Genomic DNA, 14943 nt, shown 5'->3' with positions numbered 1-14943 from the left:
ATACTCACATGAGTATAAATAACGCCAAAAATACTAGCACCCCCAACAACCCTCTGAACAGCGGGGAGTTATTTTTAATTGACAGAAAAAGAATAGTACCCTTGCCTTGGGAGCAATGGGCAGATGAAATAATTCAAGAGGGATATTCCATCATAACGCTCACGCCCTCACTTCAAATTGATTTCATAGAAATGCAGAAACTGATTGGACAAATTCCTTTTCATGACCGCGCTGAATTTAGTTTTGTAGACCGTAGCGATGGCTTTACCCCTATTGGATACTCCCATACAAAAGAACAACAAAATACAGACTTATGCGAGACCTTTAATTATTGGAAAAAACACAAGAACGAACATAAAAACCACCCTTTCAGCAATCACGCCTTTTATTCCCACATAGATAGCTACGAAAGCCAGATATCTATTTACGGCCAAACCTTGATAAATGAAATTTTAAGAAAATTTCACTACCCAACTAAAATTTCAGTACGCGACGACTCCTTCTTGCAGTTTAACTACTATCGCGAGGACCTTCGCAGCAACGGATCGAAATACTTACAGCAGCAACACGAAGACGGCCACCTGCTAACCATCATAAAACCTAACAGTCCTGGCCTAGTATTATATATTGACGATAGAGAGTGTTTGGTAGACGTAGCGCGCGATCAAGCCATTGTCATTCCGGGATCACTTCTGACTCTTCTATCGGAAGGGAAAATCGCTCCGACCTATCACGCAGTGATTAACTTTACCCTTCCGACGCCTCGATGTTCAGTTGTATACAACATTAATGAACTAAGTCCGTCACTGACAGGCATGATCTCCGGCGCTGATTTAAAAATTTTTGAACATGCCAATGCTCATCACCAGACGTTCGGTTTCCACCCACTAAAGGAACGTTAAAATCGTGAAAAGTGAAAAAAGGCGACCCGAAGGTCGCCTTTTTTCATTGCGCGTATTTTTTACTGAGCCCCGGCGGCACACCCTGCACATTGGTTTCTTCCCACGGCCCGTTCGGGCTGATGGAGCGACTCCAGCCGTTGCTCCAGCGGTAATACGTACGCTGGCGGTAGAAGGTGTCGGGCTGGTCTTCCAGCACGTAAACCTTCATGTTGCCGTCCCAGTGGCTCGCTGCACCCGGTGGTGGGGCAAAGGTCGGCGACGAGGTCGGCACTGGTTTTTTCGGCGGCGGGGTTACCGGACCAGAGGGTTTGGTGCTCGGCTGGGTCGCCGGGCCCGACGGTGGGATGGTCGGGCCGGTGGGCGCGGGAGGTGGCCGATGGACCGCACAAGCGCTCAGGCCCAATACCAGGCTGAGCAGGGTGATACGTGCGAATGCGGTCATGGGCGTTTCCTCGAAATTACTTATCCGGACTGTCGATGGTCAGCTGCTGCAAGGCAGTGGTGGTGCTGGCCAAGGGTTGGCTGCGGCCGATCCACTCGCCAGCGGTCGGAAGACCGGCCCGGGATATGCGCGCAACCAGTTGGACTTCGGGGAAGTTCGACAGTTTCAACTGCGGCATCATCGCGTCGGCATCACCTAGCTCGACGGTCACGGGTAAATCCGCGACGGTGACGCGTTTGGCCGCCAGCGGTGCCGGCGGGCCGGAGACCGCGCGGGCAAAGATGAATACGCTGTCGCCCGGCTGGGATTTGGCCTTCACGTCGGCCGACAAATCCACACGCACTTTCAGAACAGCCTTAGGGGCTTGAGCCACAGTGCCACCGCTTTCTTTGAGTTTCTCAGCGGCGCGGTCGATGCCACCTTGCAAGGCGGCACGGGAGCCATCTTCCGGCGGCAACTGGGCCAGCAGGCGATTCCAGTAGTCGATCGCTTCCTGATAACGCTGGCCTTCAAACGCAGCAATGCCCAGCAGGCCAAGGCTGGTGACTTCTTTGGGGTCCAGTTTCAGGGCTTCGTCCGTCAACGCCTGAATCTTGGGCGACCACTGCTTATTGTCGGCAAAGTACTGGGCCTGGGCCCACTGACCGAGCAATTCGGGTTGGCGACCGGCCAGGGCCACGGTGCGTTCGAAGACTTTGGCGGCATCAGCCGAACGGTCCTGGGCCATGTAGGCGCGACCGAGGAAGTACAGGCCTTCGGCCGAGTCCGGCTGCGCGGCGGCGGCGCGTTCCAGGCGGTGGGTCATGTCCTCGATGGACACTGGCGGCTGGGAGAACTCACGGGTCAGTTCAACCTTGTCGCTGGCGCCGAAATGCAGGTACAGCGCCACGCCCAATACCGGCACAAGGATCGCAGCGATCAACGGCAGCGGCTTGCCCAGGCGCGACTCGCGGGGCTTTTCCACGCCTTCAGTGTCGGCCAGCAATTCGCGGGCGGCTTCGGCACGGCCGGTGTCGAGTTGGGCGGCGTTGAGCACACCTTCGTCTTGCTGCACTTGCAACTCGGCGACTCGTTCCTGGTACAGCGCCACGTTCAGCGCGGTGCGGTCTTCTTCACGCTGGGCGCGGCGGCCGCGCAGTACAGGGATCAACAGGAAACTCAGGGCAATCAGAAGCAGCAAGCCGGCTGCCAGCCAAAAATCAATCATCAGTCTTGGTGTCCAGCAATTGGTCGAGGCGTTTGCGCTCGTCAGGGGATAACGCGTCGGAACCATCGGTAGGGGCAGCGCGGCGACGCCGTATGATCACCGCCATCACCACCACACCGGTGAGCAACAACCCGGCCGGGCCGAACCAGAGCAACGCGGTCTTGCCGGTGAGCGCCGGCTTGTAACGCACGAAGTCACCGTAGCGGTCGACCATGAAGTCGATGATCTGCTGGTTGTCCTTGCCCTCCCCCAACATGCGGAAGATTTCTTTGCGCAGGTCGGCGGCAATCGGCGCGTTGGAATCGGCGATGTCCTGGTTCTGGCACTTGGGGCAGCGCAGTTCCTTGGTCAGCTCGCGAAACCGCTCACGCTCGGCGTCGTTGGCAAATTCATAGGTGTCGATGGCGGCGTGGGCAATGCCTGCCAAGCCCAGCGCCAGCACAGCAGCAGCTAGCAGACGCTTCATGGCTTGGCCTCATCGACCAGGGCCTGATACTTGGCGGCCAGTTGTTCGCGCCACACCACCTCGTCGATCACGCCGACGTACTTGTCGCGGATCACGCCCTTGGCATCGATAAAAAAGGTTTCCGGGGCGCCGTACACGCCGAGGTTCAGGCCCAGGTTGCCGTCTTCATCGCGGATATCCAACTGGTACGGGTTGTGGAACTCGGCCAGCCACTTCAAGGCGGCAGCGTTGTCGTCCTTGTAGTTGATGCCGTAGATCACCACGCCTTTCTCGGCCAGTTTATTCAGCACCGGGTGTTCAACGCGGCAGGAGATGCACCAGGTGGCCCACACGTTGACCAGCGCCGGTTTGCCCTGCAAGTCGGCCTGGGTCAGGGTCTTGTCGCCCTGCACCGTTGGCAGGCTGAATGCCGGGAACGGCTTGCCGATCATTGCCGAAGGCAGCTCGGACGGGTCCAGGTAGAGGCCTCGATACAGGATCACAGCGCCCAGCAAAAATACGATCAGAGGGATCGCCATCAACCAACGCTTCATACCGCTGCTCCCTGCATGCCCAGGGCTTCACGCACCCGGCTCTTGACCTTGACCCTGTAGCGGCGATCCAAAGCCGCCAGCAAGCCACCGAACCCGGTAAGCAAACCGCCGAACCAGATCCAGCGCACAAACGGTTTGACATGCACCCGTACCGCCCAGGCGCCGTCGCCCAACGGCTCACCCAGTGCCACATAGAGGTCACGGGTAAAACCGGCGTCGATGCCAGCCTCGGTCATCATCGAGCTCTGCACGGTGTACAGGCGTTTTTCCGGATGCAGCACGGCCACCTCCTTGCCGTTGCGCACCACGCGCACGGTGCCTTTGTCGGAGGTGAAGTTCGGGCCTTCGAAGTGCTTGGCGCCTTCGAAGATGAAGTGGTAACCGGCCAGGTCCATGGACTCCCCCGGTGCCAGGCGCAGGTCACGCTCGGCACTGTTCTGGCTGGACAACACCACGCCCAGGGCGCACACGGCGATGCCGATGTGGGCGATCTGCATGCCCCAGTAGCTGCGGGTCAAGGTTGGCAGGCCTTTGAGCAAGCCTTTGTGGCGGGTCTTGTCGACGATGTCCCGCACACCGGCCAGCAACACCCAGGCCGCCAGCAGGAAGGTGGCCAGCACCGCCCAGTTAAAATCGCCGTAGGCGAAGCCGGCGATCACGGCCAAGGCAACACTGCCCAGCAACACCGGCATCAGCATGCCCGCCAGCCATTTCACCGGAGTGTCTTTCCAGCGCACCAGCACGCCGACCGCCATCACCACCATCAACAGGCCCATCAACGGGATGAACAACGCGTTGAAATACGGCGGGCCAACCGACAGCTTGGCGCCGCTCAGCGCATCCAGCACCAACGGGTACAGGGTGCCCAGCAGGATCATCGACGCGGCCACCACCAGCACCAGGTTATTGCCCAGCAACAGGGTTTCGCGCGACCACAGGTTGAAACCGACCTGGCTCTTGACCACCGGTGCGCGCAAGGCGAACAGGGTCAGCGAACCGCCGACCACAAACAGCAGGAAGATCAGAATGAACACGCCACGCGCCGGGTCGGACGCAAACGCATGCACTGAGGTCAGCACGCCCGAACGCACGAGGAAGGTGCCGAGCAGGCTGAGGGAAAATGCCGCGATGGCCAGCAGCACGGTCCAGCTTTTGAACACGCCACGTTTTTCCGTGACCGCCAGGGAGTGAATCAACGCGGTGCCCACCAGCCACGGCATGAAGGAGGCGTTTTCCACCGGGTCCCAGAACCACCAGCCGCCCCAGCCCAGTTCGTAGTAGGCCCACCACGAACCCAGGGTGATGCCGATGCCAAGGAAAGCCCAGGCGACGATGGTCCACGGCCGCGACCAACGCGCCCACGCGGCATCCAGGCGCCCGCCGAGCAAGGCAGCGATGGCAAACGCGAAGGCCACCGAGAACCCCACGTAGCCCATGTAGAGCATCGGCGGGTGCACGATCAGGCCGATGTCTTGCAATAACGGGTTGAGGTCATGCCCGTTGGCCGGGATCTGCGGCAGGATGCGGCTGAACGGGTTGGAGGTCATGATCAGAAACAGCAGGAACCCGATGCTGATCATGCCCATCACCGCCAGCACCCGCGCCAGCATCACTTGCGGCAGTTGTCGCGAAAACACCGACACAGCGAAGGTCCAGCCACCGAGGATCAATGCCCACAGCAGCAGCGAACCTTCGTGGGCGCCCCACACGGCGCTGAACTTGTAGTACCAGGGCAGTGCACTATTGGAGTTATTGGCCACATAGGCGACGGAAAAATCGTCGGTCATAAAGGCGTAGGTCAAGCAACCAAAGGCAAACAGCAGGAAGGCAAACTGGCCCCACGCGGCCGGTTGCGCCAGGCTCATCCACAGGCGGTCGCCACGCCAGGCACCCAGCAACGGCACCACGGCCTGCACCACGGCAAAGCACAGCGCGAGGATCATCGCCAGGTGGCCCAGTTCCGGAATAAACAGTGCAGAGGTCATCACTCAACCCTCCTTGGCGGGCGTGGGTGCGGACTGGCCGCTGTCTTTCAAGGCCTTGGTGACTTCCGGCGGCATGTATTTTTCATCGTGCTTGGCCAGCACTTCATCGGCCACCACCACGCCCTCGGCATTCAGCTTGCCCAGCGCGACGATGCCCTGGCCTTCGCGGAACAGGTCCGGGAGGATGCCGCGGTAGGTGATGGTCACGGCTTTGTTGAAGTCGGTGACCACGAAGGTCACGTCGAGGGAGTCGGAAGAACGCTTGAGCGAGCCCTTTTCCACCATGCCGCCGGCGCGGATGCGCGTGTCCTGCGGGGCTTCGCCATTGGCGATCTGGGTCGGGGTGTAGAACAGGTTGATGTTCTGCTGCAGGGCGCTCAAGGCCAGGGCCACGGCAATGCCGACGCCGGCCAGGATGGCAAGGATGATCAACAGACGCTTTCTACGCAGCGGATTCACTTTTCGGTCTCCCGGCGCAGACGACGCGCCTCTTGTTGCAGGTAACGCTTGCGGGCCAGGATCGGCGCGGCAACGTTGAGGGCCAGCACCGCCAGGCAAATGCCGTAGGCCGTCCAGACGTACAGGCCGTGATGGCCCATGGCGAGAAAATCACTGAACGAAGCAAAACTCATGAGCGCGCTCCCAGGCTGCCTTGCACTTCGGCCTTGACCCAACTGGTGCGGGCTTCACGCTTGAGCACTTCCAGGCGCATGCGCATCAGCAACACAGCGCCGAAGAAGCAGTAGAACCCCAGCACCATCAGCAGCAGCGGCGCCCACATTTCCACGGGCATGGCCGGTTTTTCGGTGAGGGTGAAGGTGGCGCCCTGGTGCAAGGTGTTCCACCACTCCACGGAGTACTTGATGATCGGAATGTTGATCACGCCCACAATCGCCAGCACCGCGCAGGCCTTGGCGGCGCTGTCACGATTACTGATGGCGTTGCCCAGGGCAATGAGACCGAAGTACAGGAACAGCAGGATCAACATGGACGTTAGTCGCGCATCCCACACCCACCACGACCCCCAGGTCGGCTTGCCCCAGATCGCCCCGGTGACCAGCGCCACGGCGGTCATCCACGCGCCGATGGGCGCCGCGCATTGCAGGGCCACGTCCGCAAGTTTCATCTTCCACACCAGGCCAACGATGCCGCACACGGCCAGCATCACGTAGCAGGATTGGGCCAGCATCGCGGCGGGCACGTGGATATAGATGATGCGAAAGCTGTTGCCTTGCTGATAGTCCGGCGGCGCGAACGCCAGGCCCCAGACCAGGCCAATGCTGATCAACAATATGGCGGCGATGCTCAACCACGGCAGCAGCTTGCCACTGATGCCGTAGAACCATTTGGGCGAGCCGAGCTTGTGAAACCAGGTCCAGTTCATTGCTGTTTCCATCACGGTTGCTGCTTGGCGATGCAAGCAGCGTAGGGTCTTTACTGGCTAAGCGCGTAACGCTTTGCCAGACCTCATTATTCGCCGACGCTGATCTTCAGGCCGGCCGCTATAGCAAAGGGTGTCAGGGTTACCGCCAGGGCGGTCAGGCTACCAAGCCACAAGAGGTAACCGGTGGCCGGCATGCCCATAAGCGCGGCTTGCAATGCACCGCTGCCCAGGATCAACACCGGGATATACAACGGCAGAATCAACAGGGCCAGCAACAGGCCGCCGCGCTTCAACCCCACTGTCAATGCAGCACCCACCGCGCCCAACAGGCTGAGCACCGGCGTGCCGAGCAACAGGCTCAGGAGCAGGATCGGCAGGCACTCGGTGGGCAAGCCCAGCATCATCGCCAACAACGGTGAGAGCAAGACTAGCGCCAGCCCAGAAAAAGCCCAGTGTGCCAGCACCTTGGCCAGTACCAGTAGTGGCAAGGGGTGCGACGAAAGGACCCACTGTTCAAGGGAACCGTCCTCGAAATCACTGCGAAACAGCCCGTCCAGCGAGAGCAACACCGATAACAGCGCGGCGACCCACACCAGCCCCGGGGACAAGGTTTGCAACAGTTTAGTCTCGGGACCCACCGCCAGGGGAAACAGCGCGATGACGATGGCAAAGAACACCAGCGGGTTGGCCAGTTCGGCCGGGCGACGGCACAACAGCCGCGCTTCGCGGGCGACCAGCAGGGCGAACACACTCATGCTGACCACCGCCCCAGATCCAGGTCACGGTAACCGGCGGGCATGCGGCTCAGGGTGTGGTGGGTGGTAAGGACCACCAGGCCGCCCCTCTCGCAATGCTGGGCCAGGTGGTCTTCCAGTTGGGCGACGCCTTGTTTGTCGAGGGCGGTGAACGGCTCGTCGAGAATCCACAACGGCGGCCCCGGCAAGTACAAACGGGCCAACGCCACGCGGCGCTGTTGGCCGGCAGACAGGGTATGGCAAGGCACGTCTTCGAAACCCTTGAGGCCTACGGCGGCCAGGGCCTGCCAGATGGCGTCACGGGACGCCGGGTGATGCAGGGCGCTGAGCCAGCTGAGGTTTTCTTCGGCAGTGAGCACGTCCTTGATGCCGGCGGCGTGGCCGATCCACACCAGGTTGCGGGCAAGTTCGGTGCGTTGTTCGTTGAGGGGTTTGCCGTTGAGTCGAACCTCGCCGGCCGTCGGCTGCATCAGCCCGGCCAGCAGGCGCAGCAAACTGGTCTTGCCGCTGCCGTTGGGGCCGCTGACCTGCACCATATCGCCGCCCGCCAGCCGCAGTTCGAGGTGTTCGAACAGCAGGCGCAGGTCGCGTTCACAAGCAAGCGCTAGGGCTTCAAGAAGAGGGCTGGTCAAAAGATCGCGGGCCTTTACGGTTCAAGTCGGCGGTGCAGCGGCCGTTAAAGAGAGATGCACAATAACGGCTTTGGCGACCGGTTTTAGAGAGCTGGATCAAATAGTTGTGTAGTTTTTAGCGCTCTCTTTGCAGACGGGCCGCATTATACATGCGATGCCCTACTCTAAAGAGGGCAATTTCCTTCAAGACGGCGCGCACGATGACCGGTGAGATCAACCTTCCTACGCTTGCACCCACCCCGGCGACCGGGTCTGCCCCGTCAGCGGCGGGCGGTGAATTGCTGAAACTGCTGGAGCCGCAGATCGGCTTGATTGCCCCTGGGAAAACCGCAAACGCCGAAGTGATTGCCCTGAAACAAGGTGGCGAAGCCTTTCAGCTATTGCTCAAGTTGACCCTCGACGGTGGCCGCCAGACCCTGGTGCAGGCCAGCAGCGCCCAGCCCTTGCCCCTGGGCAGCAACGTCGCCGTGAGCCAGACGCCTGCGGGCAACCTGACACTCACCTTGCAACAAGCCTTGAGCGCCAATGTGGCCGCCCTCACGCGCATCGACACCCACCAGGTGCCAGTGGGCACGCTGTTGCAGGCCAAGGTCTTGACCACCCAAATGCTGCCCCAGGGCACGGCGCAACCAGCGATCTACCGCTCGCTGGTCACCGTGCTCAATAACGCCTTGGCGGGCGCGACGCTAACGGTGGAGAGCCCGCAGCCGCTTCGGGTTGGCAGCTTGCTCAGCGCCGTGGTGCAGAACGCCCAGACCCTGAGCTTTGTGCCGTTGAGCGGGCTCAAGGATCAACTGGCGGTGGCCCAGCAACTCTCGACCCAGCAAAGTCGCCAAGGCTCCCTGGATGCGGTGTTCACCGCCTTGCAAAACCTGCCACGCGGCGACAGCACCTCAGCCGACCTGCGCGCTGCCGCCGACCGTTTGCTGGCTGCCCTGCCCGATCTGGCCCAGGTCAGCAACCCAAAAGTGCTGGCCCAAGTGGTGCAAAACAGCGGGGCCTTTCTTGAAGCCAAACTGCTCGCCGGGCAGAACCCTGGGGTTCCACCGCTGGACATGAAAGGCGCCCTGCTGCGCCTGGTGGCCGACTTGCTGCCCGCCCTGCCCGCCAGCACCAACCTGAACGCGATCCTCGCCGCCAACACCCTGGCGCAGGTCATGCCCAACTTTGTGCGCAGCCCGCTCAACACCCTCGGCCAGGTCAGCGCCCGCCAGGCCCCCGCCAGCTTTCCGCTGCCCGAACGGTTGATGGCCAAACTGGAAGGCGAAGGCGACCTGGAAAACCTGCTGCGCCTGGCCGCCGGCGCCATCTCGCGTTTGCAGAGCCACCAACTGTCGAGCCTGGAACAAACCGGCACCACCGCCGATGGCCGCCTGCAAACCACCTGGCAACTGGAGATCCCCATGCGCACTTTGCAGGACATCGTGCCGTTGCAGGTCAAGTTCCAGCGCGAAGAACCGGCTCCGGACAAGGACCAGCCTGAACGCAAAGAGCGCAAGGACCCCAAGCAAATGCTCTGGCGCGTCGAGCTGGCGTTTGACATGGAGCCACTGGGCCCCTTGCAGGTCCTGGCGCAGTTGAGCCAGGGCAAATTGTCGAGCCAGCTGTGGGCAACACGCGCCTTCACGGCAAGCTTGATCGAGAGCCACCTGGGCAATTTGCGCGAACGCCTGGTGACTTCGGGCATCAACGTCGGCGACCTCGATTGCCACGTTGGCACCCCGCCACGGGGACCGAAAACCGGATTGGAGCAGCGCTGGGTGGATGAAACCGCATGAAGAACCTCAGCCCACCGCGCCAGGCCATCGCCCTCAAGTACGATGGCCAGCAAGCCCCGACATTGACGGCCAAGGGCGACGATGCCCTGGCCGAAGCCATTCTGAAACTGGCGCGGGAAAATGAAGTGCCGATCTATGAAAATGCCGAGCTGGTGAAGCTGCTGGCGCGCATGGAGTTGGGGGACAGCATTCCCGAGGAGCTGTACCGCACGGTGGCGGAGATCATCGCCTTTGCGTGGAAGCTAAAAGGCAAGTTCCCAGTGGGTTATGACCCGGACGCGGGGCCGGTGGAGCGGGATGTCACCGAGCGTGGTGACGATTACTGAGTGCCGCAGGCATACACAGATCCAAATGTGGGAGGGGGCTTGCTCCCGATAGCGGTGTGACAGTCACAGATATATTGACTGATCCACTGCTATCGGGGGCAAGCCCCCTCCCACATTTGAATTGATGTTTAGTTCAAGACCTCGCTGAGGGGGATGAAATTGACGGTATCCCCCACCGACAACGTCGTCCCCTCCAACACCTCCACAAAACCCTCCGCCCACGCCGCGCTGCGCAGCACGCCGGAGCTTTGGTTGCGGTAGATGATCGCCTTGCCCTGTTCGATCCGCCCGCGCAGGTATTCGCGGCGGTTGCCCGGTTTGGGCCACTCGAAGCCCACGGGCACTTCGAAACGCAGCGGTTCCACCTCCGCCACGCCCTGGCGACGCAGCAAATACGGCCGCGCCAGCAGCGCGAAGGTCACCAGTGTCGAAGCCGGGTTGCCCGGCAGGCCGATCACCGGAACGCCACGAAAGTGCCCGAAGGTCAGCGGCTTGCCGGGTTTGATCGCCAGTTTCCACAGTGCCAACTCGCCCTCTTCGCGCAGGGCGATGCCGAGGAAGTCCGCCTCACCCACCGACACGCCGCCGGTGGAGAGGATCAGGTCGACTGCGCTCAAGCCCGCGAGCCGAGTGCGGGTCTGTTCCAGGTCATCGGGCAAGATGCCAGCGTCGATGACTTCGCAGCCCATGCGCGCGAGCCACGAACACAGCACCCGACGGTTGCTGTTGTAGATCTGGCCGGGGCCCAGTGGCAGGCCCGGTTCGATCAGTTCATCGCCGGTGGACAGCACGGCTACACGCGGGCGGCGGATGACGGCCAGTTGATCAGCCCCCAGGGAAGCAGCAAGACCCAGTTCAATCGGCCCCAAGCGTGTGCCGGCGGTCAAAACCAACTCACCGACAGTCGTCTCTTGGCCTTGTGGGCGGATGTTTTGATTGAGCTGCAACGGCTCGGTGAAGCTCACGCGCTCGTCGGGGTGGACGATGGCGTTTTCCTGCATTTCTACGCAGTCGGCGCCTTCGGGAACCGGCGCGCCGGTGAAGATGCGCGCACAGGTACCGGCGGCCAGAGACTGGGGCGCCTGCCCGGCGAAGATACGTTGGCTGACCACCAGCGGTTCGCCGGTCCAGTCCCCGACGCGCAGGGCATAACCGTCCATGGCGCTGTTGGGCCAGGGTGGCAAGTCGAGGGTGGAGACCAGGTCCTGGGCCAATACACGGCCATCGCAGTCGGCCAGATCCAGCGTTTGCTGCTCGCGGATCGGCGCGGCTTCGGCCATGTCCAGCAGTTGCTGCAACGCTTGCTCCACCGGCATCAGCGCGCCGGTCTTGCCCGGCTTACCCACGGGATTCACAGGGTTCGGCCTGCTTCAAGTGCGGCACGAAGTTGCACGGGCGGTGGCGGTTGTCCAGTTGCTCGGCGAGGATGCCGTCCCAACCGGTGCGCACGGCATTGGTGGAGCCCGGCAGGCAGCACACCAGGGTGCCATTGGCCAGGCCGGCCAGGGCGCGCGATTGCACGGTGGACGTGCCGATATCGGCCACGGAGATCTGGCGGAACAGTTCGCCGAAGCCATCGACCTGCTTGTCCAGCAGGCAGCTTACCGCTTCGGGGGTGCTGTCGCGGCCGGTGAAGCCGGTGCCGCCGGTGATCAGCACGACTTGCACCACGTCTTCGGCGATCCAGTGGGCGACCTGGGCGCGAATCTTGTAGAGGTCGTCCTTGAGCAACACGCGTTCGGCCAGGTTGTGCCCGGCGGCGGTGAGACGGTCGACGAAGACCTGGCCCGAGGTGTCGGTGTCCAGGGTGCGGGTGTCGCTGACGGTCAATACAGCGATATTCAGGGGTACGAAGGGCGCATCAGCCTTGGCTTTCATGGCACGGTCCGGTTGTCGAAGAAACAGGCCGGTGTTATATCACAGGGCCCTATTTGCCTGCCGCAGCGGAACCGCCATGTCTCTCGATTCTTCACCCCTGCCCTGTTCGATCCTGCTGCTGGCGGGCGGGCGCGGCCAACGCATGGGCGGCCAGGACAAAGGCCTGCTGCCCTGGCAGGGCGAGCCCCTGATTGCTCATGTGCAGCGCCTGGTCCGGCCACTGACGGACGACCTGATCATCTCGTGCAACCGCAACCATGAGCGCTACGCCACCTATGCCGACCAACTGGTGAGCGACGACAGCCCGGACTACCCCGGCCCGCTCGCGGGCATCCGTGCAGGACTTGGCGCCGCACGCCACACGCATGTGCTGATCCTGCCGTGCGATGTGCCGCAGATTGATGCCAGGTTACTGGCCGAGCTGCGTACGACCGCGCAACGCAACCCCTTGCTACCGGTGATGGTGCGCCATGGCGAGTTCTGGGAGCCCTTGATCTGTGTCATTCCCACCGGCTTGCGAACCGCGGTAGAACAGGCATGGCACGCCGGTGAACGCAGCCCGCGCAAGATCTTCCTGCAACTGGGCGGTATTGGCCTGGCGTGCCCGGCAGATGACCCGCGCCTGGCCAACCTGAACACGCCCGAGCTATTACTCCCAAGGCCTGGCGTGTCAGAATGAACCTCGCACCCGGAACTTTGTCGGCGCTGTACGCGTCACAAGGTCAGTATTTCAAAAGAATTCTTTCGGAGACAACACCATGACTCAACGGACCATCGCCGCTCTCATGCTTGCACTGGGCCTCGCCACCCTCGCCGGTTGCGCCTCGCCAACAGTGATCACCCTGAATGACGGTCGCGAAATCCAGGCCGTCGACACCCCGAAATACAACGAAGATTCGGGTTTTTACGAATTTGAACAACTGGACGGCAAGCGCACCCGCATCAACAAAGATCAGGTTCGCACCGTTAAAGACCTGTAATGAGCGGGACGCCGCGCACTACCAGAAAGACCCAGCTATCCGTTTAACCCAAGGCCCGCCTCGCGCGGGCCTTGGTGTTTCCGGGGTTACCAGTCAAGGGTAATAAGGCTGCGAAAACTGCGTTCCTCGCCGGTGAAAGGGTCGATAAAGCGCACACCCTGGGCCAGCAATTTGAGCGGGTTGGCGTAGTCGTCCACGGCGTCCTTGATCACATCCGGGTAAAACGGATCGTTGCAGATACTCGCGCCGAGCGCCGTCATGTGCACCCGCAGTTGGTGCTTCTTGCCGGTCACGGGAAACAGGCCGTAGCGCCACAGATCGCCATTTTTCTCGCGCACCTCCACCGCCGTTTCGGTATTGCTCGCGCCCGGCCCTTCCTGCATGCGGAAGAACGGTTCGCCATCCACCAGGCGGCTTTTGTGCACCAATGGGAAAACCTGCTCAGGTAAGGCAGGTGCAATGGCTTCGTAGAATTTATCGATCTTGCGCGTGGGAAACAGCTGCTGGTAAGCCGAACGGCTCGCCGGGTTGGCCGAGAACAGCACCAGCCCCGCCGTGTGCCGGTCGATCCGATGCAGAGGCACCAGCGCCGGGTTGTCCAGGCGGCGAATCAGGCGGCGCAGCAGGGTTTGCTCGACGTACTCGCCAGCAGGCGTTACCGGCAGGAAATGCGGTTTATCGGCAACCACCAGATGCTCGTCGGCATAGAGGATGGTTTCCTCAACCGGGATCACTTTTTCGTTCGGCACTTCACGAAAATAGTAAATGCACAGGCCTTCCTTGTAGGCCAGGTCCACGGGGATGGGGCTACCGTTGATGTCCAGCACGCGCCTGCGGGCGATACGGTCCAGCCAGTGTTCACGGCTGATCGCCGGGAAGTGTTCGCACAGGCAATCGAGCACCGTCGCCCACGGGCCCGGTGGCAGGTACAGGGTGCTGGCTTGGTGCTCGGACGCGATAAAAACAGAAGTGGACATGCTTGAAGCCTGGAGAAAACCGGCGGACATTATCCCGCATGGCTCAGGCCTTGGCCAATTGCGCCCGCAGCAACGGCGAGGCGCTGGCCGCCTCGGTGAACTCCTTGAGCCAGCGCAGCACGTCCACCGCTTCCCAGCGGCCTGGGTCGTACAACGCGTACAACAAGCCTTGATAGCCCACCACATCCAACTGCTTGTGGTAACCCGCACGCTGGAACAGCGCTTCGATCTCGGCAAAACAGGTATTGAAATGCACTTTGTTAAACGGCGTCTTGCCTTCCGTGACCAGGCCGTCGAGGCGCAGCTCGTTCACCGCGTCGCGCACGACGTCGGCGGACATGCGATTGACGCTGCTTTTCAGTTGTTCAACATTCACCACGGGCGTTCCCTCTATTCAATCGCTGTACAAACATACAGTAACGTAATATTCGGAAACCCGCCATCGCGTAAACGTCAGAGAAGGAAGGACACCACCTGCCCGGTATCGAATGGCCAACCCAGCTCCGCGCCGGTATCGATTCGGCGAAGCACCGGAATCCGTAGGCCGTAGGCCTCAAACAGGGCTTCGGAATCGGCGATATCCACCAGTTCGACCAGCAGCCCGTGTTCGACGAGCGGCATGATTTCTTCTTCGGCGAGTTCACACAAATGGCAGCCCAGGGTGGTAAACAACTGGCATTCAGGAGGCATGACAACGT

The 14943-nt window shown here is 61.3% G+C and carries 20 protein-coding genes; 5 read left to right on the top strand and 15 right to left on the bottom strand.

Annotation, left to right across the window (positions count from 1 at the left end):
* Nucleotides 1-8 precede the first annotated feature (8 nt).
* Nucleotides 9-902, top strand: a complete 894-nt coding sequence (locus DYL59_RS03175; RefSeq protein ID WP_135287867.1) for a hypothetical protein — start codon at nucleotides 9-11, stop codon at nucleotides 900-902.
* Nucleotides 903-945: 43 nt separating this feature from the next.
* Here DYL59_RS03175 and DYL59_RS03170 read toward each other — a convergent pair whose 3' ends face one another.
* The 10 genes from DYL59_RS03170 to ccmA all read right to left on the bottom strand — a co-directional run bounded on the left by DYL59_RS03170 (nucleotide 946) and on the right by ccmA (nucleotide 8306).
* Nucleotides 946-1344, bottom strand: coding sequence for a hypothetical protein (locus DYL59_RS03170; protein WP_135287866.1), 399 nt, complete (start codon nucleotides 1342-1344; stop codon nucleotides 946-948).
* 16 nt (nucleotides 1345-1360) lie between these two features.
* Nucleotides 1361-2551 (bottom strand): c-type cytochrome biogenesis protein CcmI, encoded by a 1191-nt coding sequence (gene ccmI / locus DYL59_RS03165; protein WP_135287865.1) that lies wholly within the window; start codon nucleotides 2549-2551, stop codon nucleotides 1361-1363.
* Nucleotides 2544-3017 (bottom strand): cytochrome c-type biogenesis protein, encoded by a 474-nt coding sequence (locus DYL59_RS03160; RefSeq protein WP_135287864.1) that lies wholly within the window; start codon nucleotides 3015-3017, stop codon nucleotides 2544-2546. Before DYL59_RS03160 ends, ccmI begins: the two co-directional genes overlap by 8 nt.
* Entirely contained in the window at nucleotides 3014-3550 is a 537-nt protein-coding gene (locus DYL59_RS03155; protein WP_135287863.1) for a DsbE family thiol:disulfide interchange protein, read from the bottom strand. The genes DYL59_RS03160 and DYL59_RS03155 overlap by 4 nt, the downstream gene beginning before the upstream one ends.
* Nucleotides 3547-5535, bottom strand: coding sequence for a heme lyase CcmF/NrfE family subunit (locus tag DYL59_RS03150; protein ID WP_135287862.1), 1989 nt, complete (start codon nucleotides 5533-5535; stop codon nucleotides 3547-3549). Before DYL59_RS03150 ends, DYL59_RS03155 begins: the two co-directional genes overlap by 4 nt.
* Before the next feature lie 3 nt (nucleotides 5536-5538).
* Nucleotides 5539-5994, bottom strand: a complete 456-nt coding sequence (gene ccmE, locus DYL59_RS03145) for a cytochrome c maturation protein CcmE (protein WP_135287861.1) — start codon at nucleotides 5992-5994, stop codon at nucleotides 5539-5541.
* Nucleotides 5991-6167, bottom strand: a complete 177-nt coding sequence (gene ccmD / locus DYL59_RS03140) for a heme exporter protein CcmD (protein WP_003172771.1) — start codon at nucleotides 6165-6167, stop codon at nucleotides 5991-5993. Before ccmD ends, ccmE begins: the two co-directional genes overlap by 4 nt.
* Nucleotides 6164-6919 (bottom strand): heme ABC transporter permease, encoded by a 756-nt coding sequence (locus DYL59_RS03135; RefSeq protein WP_135287860.1) that lies wholly within the window; start codon nucleotides 6917-6919, stop codon nucleotides 6164-6166. The genes ccmD and DYL59_RS03135 overlap by 4 nt, the downstream gene beginning before the upstream one ends.
* Nucleotides 6920-7005: 86 nt before the next feature.
* Nucleotides 7006-7674, bottom strand: coding sequence for a heme exporter protein CcmB (ccmB, locus tag DYL59_RS03130; RefSeq protein WP_017734375.1), 669 nt, complete (start codon nucleotides 7672-7674; stop codon nucleotides 7006-7008).
* The gene (gene ccmA / locus DYL59_RS03125; RefSeq protein ID WP_135287859.1) at nucleotides 7671-8306 is read right to left on the bottom strand and encodes a cytochrome c biogenesis heme-transporting ATPase CcmA; all 636 of its coding nucleotides are present in this window, start codon (nucleotides 8304-8306) and stop codon (nucleotides 7671-7673) included. The genes ccmB and ccmA overlap by 4 nt, the downstream gene beginning before the upstream one ends.
* Nucleotides 8307-8506: 200 nt before the next feature.
* Here ccmA and fliK point away from each other — a divergent pair, with 200 nt between their 5' ends.
* Entirely contained in the window at nucleotides 8507-10084 is a 1578-nt protein-coding gene (gene fliK, locus DYL59_RS03120) for a flagellar hook-length control protein FliK (protein WP_135287858.1), read from the top strand.
* Nucleotides 10081-10410, top strand: a complete 330-nt coding sequence (locus DYL59_RS03115; protein WP_135287857.1) for an EscU/YscU/HrcU family type III secretion system export apparatus switch protein — start codon at nucleotides 10081-10083, stop codon at nucleotides 10408-10410. The genes fliK and DYL59_RS03115 overlap by 4 nt, the downstream gene beginning before the upstream one ends.
* Before the next feature lie 128 nt (nucleotides 10411-10538).
* Here DYL59_RS03115 and DYL59_RS03110 read toward each other — a convergent pair whose 3' ends face one another.
* Together DYL59_RS03110 and moaB are read right to left on the bottom strand one after the other, a co-directional pair.
* Nucleotides 10539-11765, bottom strand: a complete 1227-nt coding sequence (locus DYL59_RS03110) for a molybdopterin molybdotransferase MoeA (protein WP_193557529.1) — start codon at nucleotides 11763-11765, stop codon at nucleotides 10539-10541.
* Complete coding sequence (gene moaB / locus DYL59_RS03105) at nucleotides 11749-12288, bottom strand: molybdenum cofactor biosynthesis protein B (protein ID WP_056857153.1); 540 nt, start codon at nucleotides 12286-12288, stop codon at nucleotides 11749-11751. Before moaB ends, DYL59_RS03110 begins: the two co-directional genes overlap by 17 nt.
* A 76-nt stretch (nucleotides 12289-12364) precedes the next feature.
* Between moaB and mobA the strand changes: the two genes are divergently transcribed.
* Together mobA and DYL59_RS03095 are read left to right on the top strand one after the other, a co-directional pair.
* Nucleotides 12365-12967 carry a molybdenum cofactor guanylyltransferase MobA gene (mobA, locus tag DYL59_RS03100; protein ID WP_135287856.1) on the top strand — a complete coding sequence of 201 codons (603 nt, stop codon included), beginning with the start codon at nucleotides 12365-12367 and terminating at the stop codon, nucleotides 12965-12967.
* Nucleotides 12968-13046: 79 nt separating this feature from the next.
* The gene (locus DYL59_RS03095) at nucleotides 13047-13268 is read left to right on the top strand and encodes a YgdI/YgdR family lipoprotein (protein WP_010211805.1); all 222 of its coding nucleotides are present in this window, start codon (nucleotides 13047-13049) and stop codon (nucleotides 13266-13268) included.
* 86 nt (nucleotides 13269-13354) lie between these two features.
* Here the strand turns inward: DYL59_RS03095 and DYL59_RS03090 are convergent, their stop codons facing one another.
* The 3 genes from DYL59_RS03090 to DYL59_RS03080 form a co-directional block, all read right to left on the bottom strand.
* Nucleotides 13355-14245, bottom strand: a complete 891-nt coding sequence (locus tag DYL59_RS03090; protein WP_135287855.1) for a pseudouridine synthase — start codon at nucleotides 14243-14245, stop codon at nucleotides 13355-13357.
* Nucleotides 14246-14288: 43 nt separating this feature from the next.
* Nucleotides 14289-14624, bottom strand: coding sequence for a transcriptional regulator (locus tag DYL59_RS03085; protein WP_135287854.1), 336 nt, complete (start codon nucleotides 14622-14624; stop codon nucleotides 14289-14291).
* Nucleotides 14625-14698: 74 nt separating this feature from the next.
* Complete coding sequence (locus DYL59_RS03080) at nucleotides 14699-14935, bottom strand: glutaredoxin family protein (RefSeq protein ID WP_135287853.1); 237 nt, start codon at nucleotides 14933-14935, stop codon at nucleotides 14699-14701.
* Nucleotides 14936-14943 lie beyond the last annotated feature (8 nt).

Origin of the sequence: Pseudomonas kairouanensis (assembly GCF_004682055.1) — a bacterium.
GTDB lineage: Bacteria > Pseudomonadota > Gammaproteobacteria > Pseudomonadales > Pseudomonadaceae > Aquipseudomonas > Aquipseudomonas kairouanensis.
The sequence above is the reverse complement of the archived record's forward strand: the minus strand, read 5'-3'. Positions and strand labels throughout refer to the sequence as shown.